Below are 21497 nucleotides of genomic sequence, written 5' to 3'. Positions count from 1 at the left end.
TTAAAAATTAATATTTACACCCAAAGTAAAGGTTCTAGCTAATGGGTATGCATACCCCTCATCTCTGGTTAAATCTGAAGTCGATCCTCCTCTTGGTCTGCTAACCGACTCGGGATCTAAGCCCGGATAGTTAGTGATGGTAAACAAATTGTTACCAGATAAACTAAATTTGACCGAATTAACACCTATGTTACTCAACCAGTCTCCGGTAAAAGTATAACCAACAGATGCGGAACGTAAACGTATGTATGAAGCATCGCCCACAAATGTACTACTGAAACTTTGGGCTGCAGTTCCTAACCTACCATATGTGGCATTAGGATTATCCGGAGTCCAGGTATCATATACTATAGACGTCGTATTGCTAAAAGGATCTTGATGCGCTCTTAACCATAGATTTAAACTATTAGCCAACTCCCGTTCATGTCCTTGGGCAAACTGAAAATTGAAATTAAAATCAAAATTTTTATAGGTCACTGTATTATTCCAGCCACCGTAATACTCAGGGTTGATGTCTCCCAGTACCGTACGGTCTAGCGAAGTAACTTCGCCATCACCATTAACATCTCTGTATATATAGTCGCCCGGTTGTCTTAATCCCGAATAGTAATTTCCATCAGGCGCCCCGGCGTTTAAGGCATCTATTTCTGCTTGGGTTTGAGCAATACCATCCTCTATATAGCCTGTTATAACACCTATAGGATGCCCCTCCATAATAGCAGGGCTACTACCACTGCTAAATACAGACCCCCCATAAAGGTTATCTACATTGCCTTTAGGGAAAGATATATTAAAAGATGAATTCCAGTTAAAGGACTCTCCTCTAAGCACATCACCACCTAGAGTAATTTCCCAACCGGTATTACTTACATCGGCAACGTTGGCATTGAAAGCTGCAAAACCGGTTTCTGAAGGTAAGGGCGTAAATAGAATAATTCCGGAGGTGTTTTTCTCATAATACACAATCTCAGCGTTAAGGCGATTGTTAAACATGCTAAACTCCAGTCCCAGATCCAATTGGTCTGTTTCTTCCCATTTAATATTCGGATTTGGTAAACCAGTAATTACAATACCATTGTTATTACCGTAAAAAGAGCCCTGATTGGCTAATGAGGACATATACGCCAAATAGGTAAACGATGCCAGGTTATCATTACCTGTTCTACCCATAGATGCCCTTAACTTTAACTGATTGATGGCTGCTACATTAAAAAAGTCTTCGTTATGTACATTCCAAGCCAAGGCACCAGATGGAAAAAATCCATATCTGTTGTTAGTCCCAAATTTGGTAGAGCCATCCCTACGCGCTGTAAAAGTGGCTAAATAACGATCTTTATAGTTGTAATTAAAACGCCCAAAAATAGAGGTTAGCGCACCTTGTATAGCCTCACTGGAAAAGTCATCCACACGTTGTGCGGAGCCTATATCGGTCAAAATAAAATCGTCTGGGAACCCGGCATAGGTTTGAGATTCCAAATCCATACGATTTCTATCCCAAGATACTCCCAGTACTGCATCTAGCCTATGTCCACCTTCAAATGCTTTATTAAAGTTTAGGGTATTACTAAACACAGTGGCATAATTATCGTTACGTTGTCTACTAAGCGTGGCTTCGTTAATATCTCCGTAGTACAGGTTAAACAAAGCTGAGTCTGAAAACGATGGTGAAAAGTTTGAAGTACGATCGTTACCCAGAGAAACGTTAATCTGTGATCTAAACTTTAACCCTTCTACAATTTTAATCTCACCATATACAGAGCCAAACAAATACTGTCCTATGCGATTATTAGTAGCCAAGCCACTACCACCAACGGGGTTTCTTGAAAGAATGTTAGGTCCCAAAGCACCACCTAAAGCAGGAACAGTGGTGTATTGTCCATTTTCATCAAACACGCCTAAGTCCGGCCTAAAGCTTGCTCCCTGTTGCAATCCTGTAACCCCGGAGATTTTGTTTACCGAATAATTATAGTTAAATGAGAATCCTGTTTTTATTCTACTGTTAACATTGGCATCTAAGTTGGCGTTAACACTATAACGGTTTAACTTACTGCCTATCATTATACCTTCCTGATCGGTCACCCCTGCAGACACTAAATAATTTAGGTTTTCTGTACCTCCTGAAAGGCCAAAGCGGTAATCGTTCCAGAGGGCATTGTCATTAGTAATCTTATCTTGCCAATCGGTATTCTCGTTACCAAAAAAAGCATCGGGATTGTTTAAAATAGTAGCGTCATTTGCCCCCGGGGTACCAGCATCGACTCTGTTTTGAGCATTTTGCGTTACAAACGCCTTGTACTCTGATGCCGAAAGCACATCCCAGTAGTTAACAGGGTTGGAAATGGTAGAATTTAGTGAAAAAGTAAATCTTGGTTTTTGGTTTTTATTGCCCCTTTTGGTGGTAATTAAAATAACCCCATTGGCTGCACGCGATCCATAAATGGCTGCAGCAGAAGCATCTTTAAGAATGTCTACTCGCTCCACATCATTAGGGTTTATAGCCAATAATGGATTTTCACGACTACCAAAAGTACCTAACCCGTTGGATTCAAATATTGGATTTATTACAATAGGAACCCCATCTACCACATACAGAGGTTGGTTATCACCGCGTAAAGCACTTAAACCACGAATGTGTACAATTGCACCAGCTCCAGGTTGACCACTTAAAGCATTTACATATACTCCCGGTGCCCTACCCACCAATGCCTGATCTATGGTTTGGGTTTTTATCTGTTCAATCTCCTGAGATTTCACCGTACTCACCGTACCGGTAAGGTCTTTCTTTTTTGTAGAACCATATCCCACAAGTACCACCTCTTCAAGAGCACTTACCTTTTCTTTTAATTGAATATTTATATTCGTAATATCTTCAGTGATTTCTACATAATAAAACTCAAACCCTAAGCCATAGGCAACTAAAAAATAGCCTTTTTCTGCCGATAGAGTAAAATTACCATCTAAATCAGTGGATGTTCCTCTAACAATGAAGTCTTTTTGCATTGTCCCTTGTTGCGGTTCAACATTGGTAACATACACGGTCATTCCCGGTAAAGGCATACCGCTTTTATCTGTTACTTTACCTGTTACGGTTAATCGTTGTTGCAACATGTCATTGTCTTTTTCTATGACAATGGTGTTATTTTCTACTTTAATACTATAGTTTTTTCTGGAAAAACATAATAAAAGCAATTCATTAGCATTGACCTTCCCTTTTTCAAGATTCACCATTGGCAAATCTTTAAAAAGATTATAATCATAAATAAATGTATAATCCGTTTGCTTTCCTATCATATCCAGAACATCTTCTATAGGTAGATCTTTGCTTTCCGGAATTATTATCGTTTTATTTTGACCGAACACATTCTTAGGACTCATACTAAACACCGCGGTACAGAACAAAATAAAAATTACTTTCATAAGAAATTTTAGAATTACTTTTTGTTTTTGCAAACAAAAAACTGAGGTTATCGAGTTAATTTGCATAAATTTGTAAAATTAGTTAGTTAAACATTGATTTAATTAATTAGTATTCAAGGGGATGATGGTTTGCATTGTGGAGATTTGAACCTCATTCCTTTTTTTTGTTGTTTAGTTGCTTTTTGATATCATTATTTTATTCTCATAGGCTTCATATTTTATATTTATAGATTCTTGAATTACATTTAAAATAGCTTCTAAATTTTGATTTTTTCTTAATAACCCATTCACTTTCAAATGCTTTATTGCTTCTTCTTTAATAACGATTTCGGTATCATACCATCTAGATAAAACCTGGACCACATGTGTTAGCTCTTTTTCTCTAAAACTAAAAACGCCGTCTTTCCATGCCACATTCGGGTAAACATCCACATTATAAGTTAAAATTTCTTTTGCGCCTTCCAATACAACTGCCTGTTGGTTAGGATTTAATAATTGAACCCCTTCACCTGTGCTAACGGCAACCTTACCTTCAACCAATGTTGTAAAAATGCTTTTTTCGTCTTTATAGGCCTTAATATTAAACTCGGTGCCAAGCACCTCGACTTCTTGACCACTGTTTATAACTTTAAAATGGGAGCCCTGGTGTTCGGTGCTTGGGGAGACGTCGAAATAGGCTTCACCATAAACAAGTTCGACGTTTCGGGTGTGGCCGTCCATAAAAGTTATCGGGTATTTTAATTGGGTTTCAGAGTTGAGCCAAACGCGAGTACCATCAGCCAAAGCCAATTGATACTGCCCACCCCTTGGAACCGTTAATACGTTATATTGAATAACCTCTCTATTCCCTACCTTGCCGACAGGCAGGTTTTCTCTCTTCTCTCTATTATCACTATAAGCTATCTGTTCCCCATTACTAACCGCATATCCCGTTTGGTATGAAGTTCCTTTTTCCAGAGCCACTACCGTGCCATCTTCTAAGGTTAACGTCGCTTTGTTGCTACCTGCTTTTATTTGGTTTTTGACAATAATATTGGGGTTGGGTGCTGGTTTTTGGGTAAACCAATAACCAATGGCAAACAGCCCTATAAACACGGCAGCAGCATATTTAAAATAGGATCGTTTGTAAAGGGGGCGTACTTTTGTCGGTTTTTTATTGATGTCTGCCAAAATGGTCTTCCAGGACGTTTCTTTGTCTTTTTGCCTCGTCTTTTTTGACAATTCTACGGAAAAATTTAGCACAACGTAGGCCTTGAAAATGTCTTTGTGTCCATTGTTTATCCAATCTATAAGCTCTTGTTCTTCTTGTTCAGTGATACTTTGGTCGAAGTAGCGAGCTATTATTCTTTCTATATTTTTATTCACCGTCTTATTGTTTAATCATACCTAATACGAAGCCACTTTAAAAAATGCCTATGTTTTTTTTACTTTTTTTTAATGTTATGGTTTATTTTTTTTGTTTTATGGCTAAAATTTAGACTTTTGCATGGAATGCGTATTAGCTTATGAACCCTAACAATGATATCAAAACTTTTATATTAGCCTTAAAATCTGGGGACCAGGAAGCTTTTAAACGCCTTTATGATATGTATTACGATCCACTTAAGGCCTTCATTAATAGTTATAACAAAAACAATTTCAATACGGAGGACATCATTCAGGACACCTTCATTAAGCTTTGGAACAACCGGGAAAACTTAAATATCAACCAGAGCATAAAATCCTTTTTATTTAAAATGGCCTACAATACGTTTATTGATGCTTACCGAAAAGAACAACGGGAAGCCAATTTGTTGGATAGCTTGAAATACACTTACTTAATGGATCATATTGAAGAGGACGACATTGCTAGTCAACAACGCATTAAAAAATTAAGAACCATCATAGATGCGCTTCCCAAGCGTTGTAAAAAAGTATTCATTTTGTGTAAATACGAGCAATTAAGCTATGAGCAGATTGCCTCTGAGTTGGATATTTCACCCAAAACCGTGCAAGCTCAAATGTGCAAAGCCTATAACCTTATCCGGGAACGATTCTCTGCCACCGATTTTCTCAATTTGTTTTTACACATCCCTAAAGTCCTTAAGTCTTTAAAAGGTGGAGTAGTCTATTAAACAATTGTTTGGTAGTACTTCAAACGGTCGTTTGGTACGGTTACAAAAATAAGTCTTGGTATTGGTTATTACATAGGGATAGTATTATAGGTTTGTAGTGCTACATGCTACTGCGTTGTTTATTGCAGTTGTTTATTTTGAAGTTAAAAATACGTTTGTATGCATGGTTTGAGTATGCAAAACGTTTAAAATACTTTTACTTAAAAGGGGTTTAAAATTCCAACTGCATCCAAAGTGGGCGGTGGTCGGACATATAGTATCTTAAATAGGCCCTAAAGTTTATTGGGGTGGCATTTTGCCAGAGGTTGGGAAAGATGGCCGAATCAAAATCGAATACGCCGTGGCCCTGTATTTTAGATTTTATAGAAGGCAAAAAGGCCATTTGGTCGTACATCTTGTCGTTGGATATGTTTGAGTACACTTTGGTGGAATGCTCGGGCAGCTTTAAGCCCCGCTTTACCAGCGCATCATAAACGGTATCGCCTTTTTCAATTTTAGGGATGTTAAAATCGCCCAGGGCAATAATGTTCTTAGAAAAGGCATTGGCCGAACCATTCCTTAAATCGGCATAACGCCCTATGGCATAAGCTTCTAAGGCCCTACGTTCCAAATCATGCTTGGACTCGCCCCCGGAAAAGGAATGCACGGTAATAAGGATTAGGATGGTATCCCGCCATTGAAAGGAACATAAATAAGGGTTTCTATCAAAACCCGTAAATTTTTGGTCTACATCTTTTATTTTAATGTACTTGTGGTCTTTGGGTGGCACCCCTATTTCTCCTACCAGTTCTAATTGCTTAACCACGCGGTTGTCGTATATAAATGCCGAGCGTTCGTTGTTGCCGCCTTTATCGGAAAACACTAAATCGTAGTGTGATGGCAGTTCAGATTCTACGGCCCTTAATCCTTCTAACTTGTCATTCACTTCTTGAACGGCTATAATATCAAACCAACTTATTACTTCTGCGATAAGCTGGTAGTGGGCTTGCCACCGATCCTGCAAGCCTAAATTGGCAATGTTCCATGAGGCTATTAATAGTTTATCGTCGGTTTTTTCAGGAATATGCCGTGTGGCTTTATGGGTCTTTAGGTGCTGTAATTCATCATTAAGATTAAAGTTGAATGTAAATTGTGGTTTTTCAAATGCTGGCATGTTTAATTGTTTTAAATGTTATTTATACAAACAATTAGTGCTTTAGGGAAGTGGTATAAAGATACTATTTTTTTGGGAAATTAATCAATCTAAAATATATTTTATAAGCACTTACATTTAGCATTTATTTTTTAGCAACTGCCAAACGCCAGACACAATCTATAAGCTAATCTTTTACACCTAACTTTTCTAAAATGGTATCCATTAAACACCACTTTGTTATTGACGACTGTAATAAATTGGCTCCTACAAAGGCTGTGAACCATAGCCAATTTTGATTGACATATATGGCCAATAATAAACTTGCTAGGATAAATGTTCCTGCTATTCCTCTTACTATTCTGTTTTTCATTTTTTTTGTATTAGATTGTTTTAAATGTTTTAATGTTTGGTTGGTTGTTGTTTAGTCGGTTAGTTGTTTTTCTTACTCTTATGTGTTTACTCTTGCTTGTTAAACTCCCCTGATTACTGCTTTGCAGCAATCGTTCCCTCTTCAAAAGAAGCTACCGTGTGTACACGTCTCTAAAACGCCACAAATACACGAATGTGTCATCAATAAAGACGTAAGCATGGCGTAATAAAAGCTAGACATCACACTAATTTTAAGCCTTTCAGGCTTTGGTGTTTCCGCCAAAGGCGGAAAATGATTCGTGCCATGACTAGTCTCTGCTACTTTACGCAACCGTGAGCACCTATTTATTCGTGTATTCGTGGCTAATTTTCATAAAGCTTGATATTTTTTAGTTTTAACATATTTGTGTACACCCGGTAGCAGCCCTCTCGAGAGGGGAGCTAGATTCGTCTGGCTTTTTAATTTCGTTTGAGTTTATCCTCTACGAGGAATCGGTGCTTTATCTTATTTTTTTCTACAATTTCTACATTTCTACATTTCTACAATACTTAAACCGCTACGCGGTATTTTTCACTGTTAGTTTTTCACTTTTAGTTTTAGATTACTAGATTTTTCGATTATTAGACGCCTTGGTCTTTAACTGCGACTGCGACTGTGACTGCCACCTCTGAACTTCGAACTCTGAACTCTGAACTTGTTTTAGTTTTTCACTTTTAGTTTTTAGATGCTTCGCTCGCATGCTCACTCTGAATGACATTGTCCTAATTCAGGATTCAGGATTCAGGATTCAGAATTCCAGAAATGATTAAATGAATTTTAAAATAGGAAGCACAATGGCCCTAACGGGATTATTGGTTTCTAAATGATTGTTATATGCTTTTATTAGGTTGAATAAGGCATCTATACTTGCTTCATCGGTAAACGAAAAAAACATATTGGATTCATTGCCTCCATGTTGGGTTCCAAACCAATTGGAAGACATTATTAAAGCATTGGAATGCTTATGCCCATCTATTTCAGACTCGCTAAAGCTTTCTATACCTGCTTGTCTAAAGAGTTTTATAACATCTTTATGAAAAGCTTCTACGGCGGTTACTATTACTAATTGCATCTTTTTTATTATTATTTATATTTTTTTCGTTCTATCATATAATACACTAAGGGCACAACCAATAAGGTTAATATGGTGGAGACTATAGTACCTCCCATTAACGAAATGGCCAAACCTTGGAATATGGGATCAAAAAGAATGACAAAGGCCCCAATAACCACAGTTCCTGCGGTTAATAAAATGGGCGTTGTTCGTACGGCTCCTGCCTCGATAGTGGCTTGCTTTAGGGGAACGCCATCTTTTAAACGCAGGTTGATAAAATCTATAAGCAGTACCGAATTGCGCACCATGATACCTGCCAATGCAATCATTCCTATAAATGAAGTGGCAGTAAAAAAGGCATTCATGATCCAGTGCCCTAAAATTATGCCTATTAATGATAGTGGAATGGCTACCATCATGACCACTGGTGCTTTAAAGTTTTGAAACCATCCTACAATTAGAATGTAAATTAATATGATGGCCCCTAGAAACGCCATGCCTAAATCTCTAAAAACTTCGAGTGTAATTTGCCATTCACCGTCCCATTTTACGGTATAATTATCTTCATAATCGGGCTGCCCTAAATACTGGTCACTAATTTGATACCCTGGTGGCAATGGTATGGTTTTTAGCTGCTCCTCCATACCTAAGATAGCATAAGCGGGGCTTTCCAGTTCTCCTGCCATATCGGCCAATACATACACCACACGTTTTTGGTTTTTTCTATAGATACTTTTTGCTGTTGTAACGGTTTCTATATCTACTATATCAGCAATGGGCACTAAATGGCCTTGTTGCGATTTTACTTTTAATTGTGAGATGTCTTGTAGTGTGGATTTTTCTTTTTCATCTAAAGCCAACACAACGCCTATTTGGTTTACTGCATCTTCATCATACAGAGTTGTTACTGGCCTGTTAGACAGCGCCATATTCATGGTGTACACGACCTGTTTTGGTGCTACCCCATAAAGCATGGCTTTTTCTTTATTAACGGTGAATTGGTATTCTACTTGATCGGCTTCTACCATCCAGTCAATATCTACAACATCTTCGGTGTTTTTTAAAATGTCTTGTACATGATTGGCAATGGCTATTTGCTTGTTGTAATCTGGACCATAAACCTCGGCCACTATGGTGGATAATACGGGAGGGCCTGGTGGTACTTCTACTAATTTTACATTGGCTTGGTACTTTGAGGCTATTTTTTGAATATCTGGACGCAGCAACTTGGCTATATCATGACTTTGGGCCGAGCGTTCTTTTTTGTCTAATAAATTTACTTGAATATCGGCCATATTGCTCCCGCCACGCAAATCGTAATGTCGTACTAATCCATTAAATGTAATGGGGGCTGAAGTTCCTATATAGTTTTGATAGTTTACAACTTCTGGGCGTGTTGCTAAATATTGTGAAATTTCTTGGGCCACTAATGCGGTACGCTCTAGTGTAGTGCCTTCTGGCATATCGATAACCACTTGGAACTCGTTCTTGTTATCAAAAGGCAACATTTTAACGGCCACCGATTTGGTAAAAAACAACACCATAGATCCCATTAAAAGCAGGAAGGTAGCACCCAGGAACAACCAACGCTTTTTACGATTTTCTATTAACGGCCGTTCAAACGTTTCATAAATTTTATAAATATATGTTGTCTCTAATTGTTTCTCAGGTTTTTCTACTGTTCCTTTTTTGTTTTTTTCACGTAAAAAAATGTAACCCAAATACGGCGTTATGGTTAAGGCTACGAACAGGGACAATATCATGGCTATGGAGGCCCCAATGGGCATGGGTGCCATGTATGGCCCCATTAAACCAGACACGAATGCCATTGGAAGTACGGAAGCAATGACTGTAAAGGTTGCTAAAATGGTTGGATTACCTACTTCATTAATGGCATATAGGGCCGCTTGTTTAAAGGGCAAACGTTTCATTTTAAAATGCCGATGCATGTTTTCTGCAATAATAATGGAATCGTCTACAACTATACCCGTTACAAAAACCAAGGCAAATAAGGTGATTCTGTTAAGTGTATAATCTAACATATAATAACTTAACAGGGTTAATGCGAAAGTGATGGGTACCGATAAGAACACCACTAAACCACCACGCCAGCCCATGGCCAACATAACTACAAAGGTAACGGCTATGATAGACCCTATAAGGTGCAATAATAATTCTGATACTTTGTGCGACGCTGTTTCGCCATAGTTTCTGGTAACTTCTACATGTACATCGTCTGGTATTAACTGTGTACGCAAATGTGCTACCCTATCTATGATTACTTCGGCTATTTTCATGGCATCGGCCCCTTTTCGCTTTGCTATGGAAATGGTTACGGCTGGGTATTCTGATGGGTAGCTACTGGCCTTGCCACTGCCCTGACCAAATCCTAAACTTACATAGTTTAGGGGTATTTCTGGACCATCAATTATACTGGCTATTTGCTTTAAATAAATGGGTTTGTTTTGCTGTACCCCAACCACGAGGTTTTCTACATCGCTGGTACTTTCTAAAAACTTACCTGTATTTACCACAAACTCGGTATCGTTTTTATAAAACGTTCCTGAGTTTAACTGTGCATTGTTGGCTTTAATCATTTCTGAAACTGACAAAAAGTCTAAACCACTGGATGCCAATTTATCCTTATCCAACACCACACGCACTTGGCGGTTTCTACCTCCTATTTTATGTGTTATGGCTACATCGTGTACTTTTTTTATTTCGGTTTCTAATTCTTGGGCTATACGCCCTAATTGGTAGTCATCGTAGTTTTCACTCCAAAGGGTTAAACCCAACATAGGCACATCGTCAATAGCACGGGTTTTAATTAAAGGAAAGGTAACCCCTTCCGGCATTTGGTCCATGTGCTTATTGATTTCGTTGTACAGTTTTACAAAGGAGCGTTCAATATCTTCGCCTACATAAAACTGAACTATTACCATCGCTTTTTCTTTCATAGAGGTTGCATAGACATATTCTACACCCTTAATGTTTGAAATAAGCTGTTCTAATGGTTTTACAACCCTGGACTCCACCTCGGTTGGGCTAGCGCCTGGATATCCCACAAAAATATCTGCCATGGGCACGTCTATCTGTGGTTCTTCCTCTCTGGGTATTAAAAATGAACTATAAACCCCAATAACCATAAAAACGATCATTAGAAGTACAGTAAGCTTAGAACTTATAAAAAGCTTGGCTATTTTTCCTGCTAAACCTTCTTTCATGTTGAATTGTAATTTATAGTTATTGAATAGTAATCTTTACACCGTTATACAGTTTTCCTTCTGCAGTGATGATATATGATTCATTAGCTGACAAACCCGATAACACTTCTACCTGATCACCAAAAGTCCTTCCCAAACGCAACCAACGCAATATAGCTGTGTTACTCTGGCTTACTGTATACACTCCGGATAATTGACCATTGGTTACAATGGCTTCTGTTGGAATTAAAACCATATTAGGGGTTTTTGAATGTCTTTCAACAGGAAATTGAACAGTAGCAAACATCCCCGAGAATATTTTGGCTTTCGCTTTTTCTAAAACGACCTTCACTAAATATTGCCCGCCTGTTTGGCTTGCAGATGTACTAACTTCTGTTACTTTGCCTTTTAAGGTTTGGTTAATGGCCTTTACTAGAACATGTACTGTGGTTCCTGTTTTAATTTCAGGGATTTCGCTTTCTGGCACCATGGCCATAACATTGAACGCTCCAGGAGCTTCTATAGATATTAATGGCTGTCCCGGATTGGCCATGTCGCCTTTATCTATGCTTTTGCTGGTAATTACACCATTAAAAGGTGCTGTAATATTGGTATAGGCAAATTGTGCATTGACCTCGTTTTCCATTTGCTTTGCAGCTTCTAAACGGGCTTTGGCCATTTGGTACCGCGTTGTGGCATCGTCTAATTCTTTTTGCGACACACTATTATCTGTAAATAAGCTTAAAAAGCGGTTATAATCTTTCTCGGCATTATTAAAAGCAGCTGTAGCCTCTATAACACTGGCATTTACCTGAGCTTTTTTTGCTTGCAAATCCGTATTGTTTATGGCTACCAATAGTTGCCCCTTATGTACTGTATCGCCAACAGTAACAGGTACACTGGTAATATAGCCCATGGTTCTAGTGCTTAAATTGGCACTGTTTTCTGCTTGAACTTTTCCGCTAACGGCTAAAAAGGGTGTTTTGCTATTTGCAGATACCTGACTTATGGTTACAGGAATTGCTTGTAATTGCTGAGTGTCTCCTTTTTTAGTGTCGCTGCCACAACCCATTAACAATGTAGCTATGGAAAGTGTTGCTAGTATATATGTTTTTTTCATTCTTTTGTTAAAAATTTTAGGTATGCCTGTGCATAGTTATATTCAAAAATAGTTTGATAGTATTCTAATTGTTTTTGTGCAAATTGTGTTTCAGAACGCAACAAATCAGCTGTTTTTTCTAAGCCCTCTTTAAATCTGTTGGTTCTAATTCTCAAGGATTCTTCCGATTGTTCCAACGCAAGCTTGGTAACATGCAATTTCGTTTCTGCATCCATTAACATACGCTTTACCCGATTGAGCTCTAGTTTACTTTGCGATAGGTATTGATTATATTCTAGTTTGGATTTTTCGTATTCGGCTTTACTTTTTTGGGATTTGCCAAAGCGCTCGGAACCTTTAAAAATATCCCAGCTTAATTGTGCGCCTATAACGTACCCATTGGCATTGGCTTGAAAAAGTTTATCATCGTACAGTTGGTAACTTCCAAAAGCATTTAGCCGTGGTAAAAATGTCATATTATCTGCTTTATTCATGGCTCTATAGGCATTGCTCACCAATGCCATGGCCTTTATATCGCTCCGGTTTTCAGAAATGGTTTTATTATGATGCGCCAGTGTGTTTAACACTAAACTATCGGTAGGTTGGTATACTACAAACGTGTCATCATTCATTAAATAAGACAAATAATTTGATGCATTTTGAACATGGCTCTTGGCGTTTTGAAGTTCGCTTTGCACTTCACCAACCCTAACGTCTACATTTAAAACATCTGCTCGTTGCAAGTAGCCCTGTTTATAACTGTTATCGGCCAATTGTTTATTTGCCATAGCCGTTTTCAAAGCTTTTTCTATAACATCTACAGCCTTATAGGCCAATTGCAATTGCATATATGCTTTATCAACCTCTAAAGCCAAATAGTCTGCAGTGCGCTGGGCTTGTAAAGACACTGCCTCCATTTGAGATTTTGCAGCTTTACGCTGGTACACCCCATCTACATTTATTAATGGTTGCTGTATTTCAAATGTTGTTGCAACGTTTTGAGTTTTAGAAGGGTTGTTTAGTAATGCAGGATTAAAATCTGATGCTGTTAAAATTTCTTGGTTTAATTTAGAACCAAATGCCATTAAAGGATTTGTTGTTGCCATTGCCGTATGACTGGCCGTGATGTTTGGTAAAAATACCGCATGGGTTTGCCTATAGTTGGCCCTAGCTTTATTGAATTCTTCTTGGGAAATTTTAATAGCTGTATTCTGGTTTGAAACGCGTTCTAAAACTTCAGCTTTGGATAACTGAATGGTTTCTTGGCTATTCAATACTAGAACGAAATTAAACAAACTAAATAGTAATATATATGTTTTATGAATCATGGTGTTCATTGTTATTTAAAAAACCAAAATTAGGGGGATAATTATTATTCTTTAGCAACTTATGTTACCCAGCTTAGTAACATAGGTTACACAATGAGAATTACTTGAACAATTGTCTTTTTTTGGATGATCCTGTTTATATGCCTAAAACGCACACACAATCCAAAATGTGCTCGAAAACATTTATTTAGTGTGTTCGAGCACATTTTATTTGATTTTTCTTTTTTCTTGTATAAATAATATGTAGATTTGCTACAAATCGATTTGACATTATTGAAACCAAATACAAATATATAGTTGATTTTCAAGTAATTAACTCAAAAGCAAGACAGGAAAATCATTTTAATAAACGAAACGTTACACCATGCAAAAAACAAAAAAACTCACACTTGTCATTTTAGCTGCTGGTATGGGAAGCCGCTATGGGGGGCTAAAACAAATTGACACGTTTACACCTGAGGGTGATACTATTATTGATTTTTCAATTTATGATGCCTTACAATCTGGTTTTAACAAATTTGTGTTTATCATCCGTAAGAGTTTTGAAAAGGAGTTTAAGGCCATTTTTAATGAAAAACTGGAAGGCAAAGCCGAAGTGGTTTATGTTTACCAAGAGCTTGATAGTGTGCCTGAAAAATACGTAAACCCTCAAAGAACCAAACCTTGGGGTACGGGGCATGCCCTTTTAATGGCCAAGAATGCTATAGATGAAAATTTTGCTATTATAAATGCGGACGATTTTTACGGTAGGGAAGCCTTTAAGATTATGGCAGAAGCATTAGCTTTAGAAGATAAAAACTCTTATAATTTTTACACAATGGCCTACTTGTTAAAAAATACGATATCGGATTATGGATTTGTTTCCAGAGGGGAATGTCAGGTTAACGAAGCCGGTTATTTAACAGATATTATTGAACGTACCCATATTGAAAAAATTAACGGCCAATTAATGCGGAAAGATGATGATGGTCAATTTATTCCCATTGATAAAAACACCATTGTATCTATGAATTTCTTTGGCTTTACGCCTAAATGTTTTGAATTTGGCAATACACTTTTTGAAACATTTTTAGAAGAAAACAAAAACAATTTAAAGGCAGAGTTTTATATGCCTTCCATTGTTAACGAAATGTTACACTCCCAGATAGCGACCGTAAAGGTTTTAAAATCGGATGCCAAATGGTTTGGGGTTACCTATAAGGAAGATAAAGTACGCGTTCAAAACGCTATTGAAGCATTAAACAAAAACCATGTTTATCCTGACAAACTTTGGCAACATGTTAACAATTAACTACAACCACACTATGAAAACAAAATCCATTATTATTACAGGGCTGCTATTACTTATCGGCATGAACCTATTTGGCCAAAAAGCCGATACCCTAGCCATTGAAATGATTACTGGAGAATACTGGTGGGGTGGCCTGAGTACGGAAGGTCACAAAACCCCATACAGTGCAACTTCTAAAACCACCCACGATTTGTGGGCCAATAATGAGGGTAATCAAGCACAACCCCTACTACTATCAAATAAAGGTCGGTATATTTGGAGCGAAAACCCTATTAAATATTCTCTTAACAACGGGCATATTGCGGTTACTTCCAGAACCAGCAAGATTGTTTTTGGAGATGCCGGCAAGAACTTAAGAGATGCTTACGCATATGCCTCAAAGCATTTCTTTCCACCCAACGGAAAAATCCCCGAGGAAACATTATTTACACACCCCCAATACAATACTTGGATTGAGTTAATATATAACCAAAATGAAACAGATATTCTAAACTATGCGCAAGGCATTATAGATAATGGCTATGCGCCGGGGGTTTTGATGATTGATGATAATTGGCAAGAAAATTACGGTGTTTGGGAGTTTTCTACAAAGAGGTTCCAAGACCCTAAAGGTATGATTGAAAAGTTACACAATATGGGCTTTCAGGTTATGCTATGGGTTTGTCCATTTGTAAGTCCAGACTCCGAAGTATTTCGCTATTTGGCTAAAGAGGGCATGTTGTTACTAGATACTGATGAAACCCAAGAGGTGCTTTGGGCTAACACTCAAAATAAAGCCGCCATTATACGTTGGTGGAATGGCGCCAGTGCTTGTTTAGACTTAAGCAACCCCAAGACCAAAGCATGGTTTAAAGATAAACTGGATTATTTAGTGGATGCTTACGGTGTAGACGGATTTAAATTTGATGCAGGGGATGCCTATTTTTACGAACACGACATTGTATCTTATAAAACTGTTGTACCTAACGACCATACTGCACTATTTGCCGAGATAGGATTAGATTATCCTTTAAATGAATACCGCGCTTCATGGAAAATGGCAGGATTGCCCCTAGCCCAACGCCTAAGAGACAAAGGGCATAATTGGGAAGATTTACAGAAGTTAATACCCGACCAGATGTCTCAAAGTTTAATGGGATATGCTTATACCTGCCCCGATATGATTGGTGGCGGTGAATATGGGTCCTTTATTAATCTTGATGCTATAGACCAAGAGCTTGTTGTGCGGTCTGCACAAGTGCACGCTTTAATGCCCATGATGCAATTTTCGGTGGCACCTTGGCGGGTTTTATCAAAAGAAAATGCCCAGTATTGTTTAGAAGCAGCCCAATTACATACTAAAATGGGACCGCTATTTCTAGAGCTTGCCAAAGCAGCCTCTATAACTGGCGAACCTATCGTAAAACCTATGGCATTGGCTTTTCCAGACAATAACTATGAACTCATAAAAGATCAGTTTGTATTAGGTAATAATATTATTGTTGCGCCAGTTGTAACTAAAGGTACTTATAAGCGCACGGTTGTATTGCCCAAAGGCAAATGGCAAGCCGATGATGGTAAAATTGTTAAAGGCCATACAACCATTGAAATAGATGTGCCATTATATAGAATACCTTATTTTACAAAGGTTGAATAGTAGTTGGGTAGAGAACATAGCTAACAAATGCATATAGAGAACATGAAAAAATATTTAATAACAGGAGGCGCTGGTTTTATTGGAAGCCATATTGCTGAGCAACTTAGCAAAGAAGGTCATGAGGTGTGTGTGCTGGACAGTTTACGAACGGGTTTTAAACACAACCTAGAGCATTTAAATGTAACATTTGTAGAAGGTGATATACGTAACAAGGAGCTTGTAGAGACTTTAGCTAAAGATACCCATGCCATATTTCACTTAGCAGCCTTAGTGAGTGTTCCAGAGTCGTTATTAAAAACAAAGGAGTGTATTGACATTAATACTATAGGCACTATTAACATTTTAAATGCCGCCGAAAAACAGGGCAACTGCAAAGTAGTACTTTCCAGTTCTGCTGCCAACTATGGCAACAATCTTGTTCTACCCAAAGTAGAAACCATGATTCCAGAACCCATGACTCCTTATGCCATTACCAAATTGGATGGAGAGTATTATTTAAACATGTATGCAGACCAATATGGTATTGGAACGGTTTCATTACGTTATTTTAATGTATTCGGGCCCCGACAAAACCCTAAATCTGCTTATGCTGCTGCTGTACCCATCTTTATTAATAAAGCCTTGAAAAATGAACCGCTCACCATTTATGGTGATGGCTTACAAACACGCGATTTTATTTATGTTAAAGATGTGGTAAATGCCAATATTTTGGCTGCTTCTAAAGGTCATGGCACCTATAATGTTGCCTTGGGTGAAAGCACCTCTATTTTGGAATTGGCCGAAAAAATTATTGACATCACCAACTCAAAATCCAAGATACGTTTTCTAGATGAACGCCCTGGGGATATTAAACACTCTAAAGCTAATCCAGAAAAATTCAACAACCTGGGTTTTAAATCTAAATACAGTATTGATGACGCCATAAAGGAAACTATTGTATATTACCACAACCAATTATTAATAAAAAACTAAACATATGATTTCCTTAAGTACCCTTGATTATCTGTTAATAATACTCTTTTTTACCATTACACTCTCTATAGGCGTATATGTTTCAAAAAAATCAGGCAAAAACACTTCTGAGTTCTTTCTTTCAGGAAGAACCATGCCTTGGTGGTTATTGGGACTTTCTATGGTAGCTACAACTTTTTCTACAGACACCCCTAATTTGGTTACCGATATTGTGAGAACACATGGGGTATCTGGTAACTGGGTTTGGTGGGCCTTTTTGTTAACCGGTATGCTTACTGTATTTGTATATGCTAAGCTGTGGCGGAAATCGAATGTAAATACCGATATCGAATTTTATGAATTTCGATATGGTGGGGCTCCTGCTAAATTTTTAAGAAAGTTTAGGGCCATTTATTTAGGGGTATTTTTTAATATCATTACCATGTCGGCAGTAACATTGGCCGCCATTAAAATTGGTGGTATTATGTTAGACTTACAGCCTTGGCAAACGGTTATTAGCGCTGGGTTGATTACTGTAACTTTTAGCGCCTTAGGTGGTTTTAAAGGTGTTGTTTATACCGACTTTGTATTGTTTTTTGTAGCTATGGGAGGTGCCATAGGAGCAGCCTACTACTTAGTTAATATTCCAGAAGTTGGAGGTATTCAAACATTATTGGCCAATGAACATGTTGCAGACAAATTATCGTTACTACCTGATTTTAATGATAAAGGTGCTCTTATTACCTTGCTTATTATTCCGTTAGCTGTTCAATGGTGGAGCTCTTGGTATCCTGGAGCCGAACCTGGTGGTGGTGGTTATATAGCACAGCGTATGCTAGCTGCCAAAGATGAAAACCATGCCATTGGTGCTACATTTTTCTTCAACATTATGCATTATGCCTTACGTCCTTGGCCTTGGATTTTGGTTGCTTTGGCTTCTTTGGTTGTATTTCCAGATTTAGCAAGTATTCATGAAGCCTTCCCAAATATTGCCAATGATAAATTGGGGCACGATTTGGCTTACTCTGCCATGCTAACCAAGTTACCCAGTGGCCTTTTGGGCATTGTATTGGCCTCATTGGCTGCTGCATATATGAGTACCATTTCAACACAGTTAAACTGGGGGTCATCGTATATTGTATATGATTTTTATAAACAGCAAATCAATCCTGAAGCTTCTGAAAAGCGATTGGTTGCCGTAGGACGCATTTCTACCATTGTACTAATGGTTTTAAGTGCCTTACTTGCACTGGCTTTGCAAAACGCATTACAATTATTTGAATTGTTACTGGCATTTGGTGCAGGCACTGGACTTATATTTATATTAAGGTGGTTTTGGTGGCGTATTAATGCGTGGAGTGAAATTACCGCTATGTTTGCTTCTGGTATTATTTCCATTGTGTTGAAATTAACCCCAATAGGTGTGATTCTATTTAACAGCACCGATGGGATATTTCCATCTTGGGCAGAATTTCCCTTACTAGTACTAGTTACCACCATTATTTGGTTAGCAGCCACCTTTATAACCCAACCAGAATCTAAAACCGTATTACAAAGCTTCTATAAAAAAATACAGCCTGGTGGTCCCGGATGGGCCAAAGTTGTAAACGATGCTAAATTGGAAAACATAAACTTAAAAGACAATGAGGAAACGTGGAGCGTGCCTTCAGGAATCCTGGCCATGCTTTTAGGTTGTATTCTTATTTACAGTTGCATGTTTGCAACAGGCTATTGGATTTATGGAAATTATAAAACTGCCATTATAATAACTGTAGTGGCCATCGTTTCTGGGTATTTATTAACCCGCGTTTGGAAAAAAATCAAAACCATTATTTTATAAAATCAATTATCAAAAATAAATCAATAACAATGTTAAAGAGCAGTATAGATAAAGCAACCGGGTTTGAAAAGCGTTTTGAAAACATAGGAACCACCGTTTTTGAGAACTCTACCTTAGCATCTAAGGCTGTTGCTAGAGAAATAGCTGATCTCATCAAGGTCAAACAAGCACAAAGACAACCCTGCATTTTAGGGCTGGCCACAGGATCCTCTCCCAAAGGGCTGTATGCTGAATTGGTTCGTTTACACAAAGAAGAAGGCTTGAGTTTTAAAAATGTAGTCTCCTTTAATTTGGATGAATACTACCCTATGGAGCCAGATTCTGTGAACAGTTATGTTAGGTTTATGAAAGAACTGCTGTTTAACCATGTAGACATCTTACCCGAGAACTATCACATTCCTGATGGTACATTATCCAAAGAAGCCATTGCCGATTATTGCAATACCTATGAAGCAAAAATAGAAGCTTTGGGAGGCATCGACCTACAGATACTGGGTATTGGTGGAAATGGCCATATTGGTTTTAATGAGTCTGGGTCGTTACAAAATTCAAAAACGCGTTTGGTAGCTCTAGACCATATCACCAGAGTTGCAGCCAGCAATGATTTTTCTGGACTGGGCAATACACCCAGAACAGCTATTACCTTAGGTGTAAAAAAGATTATGGAAGCTAAACGTGTTATTTTATTGGCTTGGGGCGAAAGAAAATCAAATATCATTAAGGCCTCAGTTGAAGGTCCTGTAACCAACCAAGTGCCCGCATCCTTTTTACAAGAGCACAACAACGCCACATTTGTTCTGGACGTTGCTGCGGCTTCCAAGTTAACACGTATAAATACCCCCTGGTTGGTTGAAAAGGTTGTTTGGACGGATAAGCTTATTAGAAAAGCAGTCCTGGGGCTTGCTCTGCATTTAAAGAAACCCATTTTAATGCTTACTGATGCCGATTACATCGAAAATGGAATGAGTGACCTGTTAGCAGATTCTGGTCCTGCATACGACATCAACATCAAGATATTCAACAAACTACAAAACACCATTACTGGGTGGCCAGGTGGCAAACCCAATGCCGACGACAGCAAACGCCCAGAGAGAGCCGAGCCTGCCCGTAAACGCGTACTTATTTTTAGTCCGCACCCCGATGACGACATCATAAGTATGGGCGGTACCTTTAAGCGGCTTCAAGAACAGGGACATGAAGTACACGTAGGCTACCAAACCTCTGGCAATATTGCAGTGGCCGACGATGAGGCTCTTAGGTTTGCAAGTTTTGTATGCGATTACAATGAGAAATTTGGAATAGACAACAAAGAAGCCAATCGTATTTTTAAAAAGGCCCGCACGTTCCTAAAAAATAAAAAATCCAGTGAAATAGACATTCCCGAAGTAAGGCATATTAAAGGTCTTATTAGAAAGGGCGAGGCACGATCTACCTGCCACTATGTAGGGGTGCCAGATGAGCAAATACATTTTTTGGAGCTACCTTTTTATGAAACCGGAACTATTGAGAAAAAACCCTTGGGTGAAACAGATATCAAACTAACCATGGATTTAATTGAGCGTATAAAACCCCATCAAATTTATGCTGCAGGTGATTTGGCAGACCCACACGGCACCCACAAAGTCTGTTTGGATGCCATTTTTGAAGCCGTAAAACGATTGAAACCAAAAAGGTTTATGAAAGATTGCTGGCTATGGCTATATCGTGGCGCCTGGCAGGAATGGGGTATTGATGAGATTGAAATGGCCGTTCCCATGGGGCCCGACCAAGTATTGGAAAAACGCAAAGGTATTTTTAAACACCAATCGCAAAAAGATGGTGTTGTTTTTCAGGGTTCAGACAGTCGGGAATTTTGGCAACGGGCTGAAGACAGGAACAAGGAAACAGCCAATTTATATGATGAATTAGGATTATCCCACTATGCTGCCATGGAGGCCTTTGTGAGATGGGACTATTAATAAAGAATTAGTTTTTGGTTAAATTGATTAGGGCTACTTATAGTTTTTATAATGTTTAAACT

14 protein-coding genes are annotated in these 21497 nt (G+C 38.2%); 6 read left to right on the top strand and 8 right to left on the bottom strand.

Annotated features, from left to right (window positions below; translation table 11 throughout):
* Both AC5SR4_RS09840 and AC5SR4_RS09835 read right to left on the bottom strand, forming a co-directional pair.
* Positions 1-3417 (bottom strand): SusC/RagA family TonB-linked outer membrane protein, encoded by a 3417-nt coding sequence (locus AC5SR4_RS09840; RefSeq protein ID WP_495356076.1) that lies wholly within the window; start codon positions 3415-3417, stop codon positions 1-3.
* A 171-nt stretch (positions 3418-3588) separates the two neighbouring features.
* Positions 3589-4782: a FecR family protein gene (locus AC5SR4_RS09835; protein ID WP_495356075.1), complete on the bottom strand. Its 1194-nt coding sequence runs from the start codon at positions 4780-4782 to the stop codon at positions 3589-3591.
* Positions 4783-4922: 140 nt separating this feature from the next.
* Between AC5SR4_RS09835 and AC5SR4_RS09830 the strand changes: the two genes are divergently transcribed.
* Positions 4923-5531: an RNA polymerase sigma factor gene (locus tag AC5SR4_RS09830; RefSeq protein WP_495356074.1), complete on the top strand. Its 609-nt coding sequence runs from the start codon at positions 4923-4925 to the stop codon at positions 5529-5531.
* A gap of 211 nt (positions 5532-5742) precedes the next feature.
* Here the strand turns inward: AC5SR4_RS09830 and AC5SR4_RS09825 are convergent, their stop codons facing one another.
* The 6 genes from AC5SR4_RS09825 to AC5SR4_RS09800 all read right to left on the bottom strand — a co-directional run bounded on the left by AC5SR4_RS09825 (position 5743) and on the right by AC5SR4_RS09800 (position 13759).
* Positions 5743-6684, bottom strand: a complete 942-nt coding sequence (locus AC5SR4_RS09825) for an endonuclease/exonuclease/phosphatase family protein (RefSeq protein ID WP_495356073.1) — start codon at positions 6682-6684, stop codon at positions 5743-5745.
* Between the two features lie 166 nt (positions 6685-6850).
* On the bottom strand, positions 6851-7036 hold the full coding sequence (locus AC5SR4_RS09820) for a YgaP family membrane protein (RefSeq protein WP_495356072.1): 186 nt from the start codon (positions 7034-7036) through the stop codon (positions 6851-6853).
* Positions 7037-7841: 805 nt separating this feature from the next.
* The gene (locus tag AC5SR4_RS09815) at positions 7842-8147 is read right to left on the bottom strand and encodes a hypothetical protein (protein WP_495356071.1); all 306 of its coding nucleotides are present in this window, start codon (positions 8145-8147) and stop codon (positions 7842-7844) included.
* A gap of 11 nt (positions 8148-8158) precedes the next feature.
* Complete coding sequence (locus AC5SR4_RS09810; protein ID WP_495356070.1) at positions 8159-11353, bottom strand: efflux RND transporter permease subunit; 3195 nt, start codon at positions 11351-11353, stop codon at positions 8159-8161.
* Between the two features lie 19 nt (positions 11354-11372).
* Complete coding sequence (locus AC5SR4_RS09805) at positions 11373-12452, bottom strand: efflux RND transporter periplasmic adaptor subunit (RefSeq protein WP_495356069.1); 1080 nt, start codon at positions 12450-12452, stop codon at positions 11373-11375.
* Positions 12449-13759, bottom strand: a complete 1311-nt coding sequence (locus AC5SR4_RS09800) for a TolC family protein (RefSeq protein WP_495356068.1) — start codon at positions 13757-13759, stop codon at positions 12449-12451. Before AC5SR4_RS09800 ends, AC5SR4_RS09805 begins: the two co-directional genes overlap by 4 nt.
* A gap of 364 nt (positions 13760-14123) precedes the next feature.
* Here AC5SR4_RS09800 and AC5SR4_RS09795 point away from each other — a divergent pair, with 364 nt between their 5' ends.
* Genes AC5SR4_RS09795 through nagB form a run of 5 tightly spaced genes read left to right on the top strand, consistent with a single transcriptional unit; the run spans position 14124 to position 21435 of the window.
* Positions 14124-15050, top strand: a complete 927-nt coding sequence (locus AC5SR4_RS09795) for a sugar phosphate nucleotidyltransferase (protein ID WP_495356067.1) — start codon at positions 14124-14126, stop codon at positions 15048-15050.
* Between the two features lie 13 nt (positions 15051-15063).
* Complete coding sequence (locus AC5SR4_RS09790; protein ID WP_495356066.1) at positions 15064-16686, top strand: glycoside hydrolase family 31 protein; 1623 nt, start codon at positions 15064-15066, stop codon at positions 16684-16686.
* A gap of 42 nt (positions 16687-16728) precedes the next feature.
* The gene (locus AC5SR4_RS09785) at positions 16729-17658 is read left to right on the top strand and encodes an SDR family NAD(P)-dependent oxidoreductase (RefSeq protein WP_495356065.1); all 930 of its coding nucleotides are present in this window, start codon (positions 16729-16731) and stop codon (positions 17656-17658) included.
* Between the two features lie 4 nt (positions 17659-17662).
* Positions 17663-19477, top strand: a complete 1815-nt coding sequence (locus AC5SR4_RS09780; RefSeq protein ID WP_495356064.1) for a sodium:solute symporter family protein — start codon at positions 17663-17665, stop codon at positions 19475-19477.
* 29 nt (positions 19478-19506) lie between these two features.
* Positions 19507-21435 carry a glucosamine-6-phosphate deaminase gene (gene nagB / locus AC5SR4_RS09775; protein ID WP_495356063.1) on the top strand — a complete coding sequence of 643 codons (1929 nt, stop codon included), beginning with the start codon at positions 19507-19509 and terminating at the stop codon, positions 21433-21435.
* Positions 21436-21497: the final 62 nt, after the last annotated feature.

It is taken from the genome of Aestuariibaculum scopimerae (assembly GCF_059428085.1).
The sequence above is the reverse complement of the archived record's forward strand: the minus strand, read 5'-3'. Positions and strand labels throughout refer to the sequence as shown.